Here is a 2755-nt window from a genome sequence, read left to right on the forward strand (position 1 = left end):
GGGAGGGGTCGGGGGCTCCTCGGATGACCTCCTCGGGCCCCAGTGTGTCCTCCTCGTGGACCGCCTCCGCGCCCAGCAGCTCCGCCAGCAGGGCCTTGCCCTTCTCCAGGCGCTGCGCGGACTGGGCGTCGAGGACCAGCGACTGGCCCTCCATCCTGAGGGAGCCCCACACCGCCGGGTTGTTCGTGGGCGCCACGGGCCGGGAGCCTTGCCACGTGTAGTGCCCCTTGCTCTCACGGGTGAGGCCATCATGCTGGCGCAGGCGCTCCTCCACCTTCGCGGGGTGACGGATGCGGAAGCGCGCGGTGCAGAGGCGCAGCGGCTCGCCGTCGGCGTTGAGCACGGGCCGCTCGGTGGTGAAGAGCGTCAGCACCCGCTGGTAGAGGAAGGGCGCCAGCCGCCGGACCTGCTTGTGGCGGCCGGGCGCGTCCGCGGCGAGGGGCGTCTGGGCGGCGAGCTGCTGGCGCGCGGCCACGATGACGTGCTCGCGCAGCGCGCGGGGAATCAGGACGACGCCTCCCACGAGCTCCAGGTGGTCCTCGGCGGGGAGCACCGCGCTTGCAATCAAGTCAAAGCGGGTGACCTGCGTGGTGAGGCTGCGCTCCTTCACCTCCAGCACCTCGTCGAGCAGGAGGTCCCTCAGTCGCAGGCCTTCTCCGAGCCGCACCTCCTCCACCTCGAACACCGAGCACCAGGACGCGGCCAGGGCCGACAGGAGGCCGCGCTCGGCGCGCGACAAGGACTTCTCCTCCTTCAGGAGGCGACGGTCCGCGGCGGTGCGGCCCTCGGCGTCTTCCCTTCCATGGAGGGTCCACGCCATCAGGGCGGCGTTCATCCAGGGGAAGCTCAGGTCATCCCAGGCCTCCGGAAAGTCGGCGCGCGCGCTGGCGGACAGCGCGGGCTCGGCGTCGGAGAAGGCCCGCAGCGAGGCGAGGCCGCGGTTGAAGGCGGTGGGGCTCCAGGTTGCCATGGAAGCACCCTATTCACTGAGGGGGGGATGCCTCTACCCGGTCATGACGTCGCGCCAGCAATCCGATGAAGGGCTCACAGGAAGGACGCCGGTGGAGGGAGACACGCCGGCTCAGCGGCCCTGGGGTCGGCTCCCTGCCCGCGTGAGCCACTCGGGACGCCGCTGTGCGTCCAGGGATTGGGCCTGGGCGCGCTGCACCTGGGTCCACTGCCGGGGCTCCACGACGCGGGAGCCTCCACCGCGCAGGGCGATTTCCCAGGCGAGCGAGGGGCGCCGGCGCATGGGCTCGGTCTCCAGGGCGCGGGACAGTGCTTGCACGGTGAGGGGCGCGCCACGCAGGTAACGCTGCTCCGCGGTGAAGCCGCCGCGCCGCTGTGCCCACCAGGTCTCCACGGCCTGGGCGTCCACCTTGGCGGGTGGCACCTCGGGGCTGGGGAGCGCTTCATGGAGGTCTTCGGGCGCGGGCGCCTCATCGGAGGGCGCGTCCACGAGGAACGGGGGTGCCAGGGGAAGGCCGGTGATGGCGGCGAAGGAGGCCAGGGCCAGGGCGCCTTGGGCTTCATCCCGAGCGAGGGGCAGCAGCGCGTCCGCCGCGGCCAGCCTGCCGCTGAAGCCCAGTGCCCAGAGGACCTCCCCGTCCGCAGTGGGGTCCTTCATCCGCGCCGTGAGCGCCGCGAGGTCCTTGGCTTCACCCGCCACGGCGAGCGTCAGCAGCGCGGCGCGCGCGTTGGAGCCCCGCGCGCGCTCCCAGGCCTCACGCGAGCCCAGCAGCAACCCGGTCTCCAGGGCGGCGGTGCTCACGCTGGGGTGAGCGTGGCGCAGGGCGCGTGACAGCCTCGCATCCCCTGTCTGGGTCCTGGGCAGGAAAGGGAGGGCGCGAAGGGCCTCGGCATGCGGCGCCGGGTCGGCTTCCCAATCGAGCTGCTCCAGCGCGGCGCTCGCGTCGAGGTGCCGGATTCGCGCGACCCGAAGCAGCCCGGCCTGAAGCGCGGGTGCCAGCGTCGACAGCCTCTTCAAGAGCGAGGCGTGGAGGTCCGCCCGGTCGAGCAGCTCCAGCGCCCGGAGGATGCCTGGCTGGGTCTCTTCGGGGCCTTCCTCCAGGTGTCGCAGCACGGGCTCGCGCCAGTCGTGGTCCTCGGCGGAGAGCAGGGCCCACGTCGCGGAGGCCACGCGCGAAGGCTCCTCGGAGGCCAGCGCGGGCAGCAGCAGGCGGGTGGCGACGGCGCGGCCCCCGAGCACGAGCGCATCCAGGTGCGCCCGCAGGCGCCCTTCATCACCCTCGGCCACCGAGGACAGGGTGTGCTCCGGGCTCCACAGGGCGTGCTCCCACTGCGTCCACAGGAACTCGGCTTCCTCGAGGTGGCGCTCCAAGAGCTCCCAGCGGACGCTGGGACGGCGCGGCGGCAAGGGGCTCACAGCTCCTTTTCACAGACGAGGCACCGGGCCTTCGTGTCGTCCTTGCCGAGCGCGATGACGGGCCCCTGGAGCAGTGGCGCGGGTGGGGTGTTCTTGTCGTTGTGGAGCATGAGGTCGAAGGTCCGGGCCACGCCCTTGCCCTCGAACTTCACGTCGAAGGAGGAGTTGACGAACTCGGCCTTGCCCTTCGTCTTGCCGGAGACGACGCCTCCGCCCGCGCTGCCCGCTTCGTCGCCGGTGCTGGTGCTGAAGTTCGAGTCCTCGACGCACACCGGCTTGCCATCCACGGACACTTTCGTCGTGCCCTTCGCCGTTTCCGAGGACATGGCGACGTTGGGGTAGGGGATGGGCACGGGACCCGCGGGGCTG

3 protein-coding genes are annotated in these 2755 nt (G+C 72.2%); all 3 read right to left on the reverse strand.

Features of this window, described 5'->3' with window-relative positions:
• Nucleotides 1–970 (reverse strand): DUF7986 domain-containing protein (locus G4D87_RS36390; protein ID WP_504112846.1); only part of this gene is annotated, 970 nt, incomplete at its 3' end.
• A 111-nt stretch (nucleotides 971–1081) separates the two neighbouring features.
• Nucleotides 1082–2386 (reverse strand): TIGR02270 family protein, encoded by a 1305-nt coding sequence (locus tag G4D87_RS36395; protein ID WP_163787385.1) that lies wholly within the window; start codon nucleotides 2384–2386, stop codon nucleotides 1082–1084.
• On the reverse strand, nucleotides 2383–2755 hold a 373-nt coding region (locus G4D87_RS36400; RefSeq protein ID WP_163787386.1), incomplete at its 5' end, for a DUF4150 domain-containing protein. The genes G4D87_RS36395 and G4D87_RS36400, both read right to left, overlap by 4 nt.

The sequence above is a fragment of the Myxococcus vastator genome, assembly GCF_010894475.1.
Lineage (GTDB): Bacteria > Myxococcota > Myxococcia > Myxococcales > Myxococcaceae > Myxococcus > Myxococcus vastator.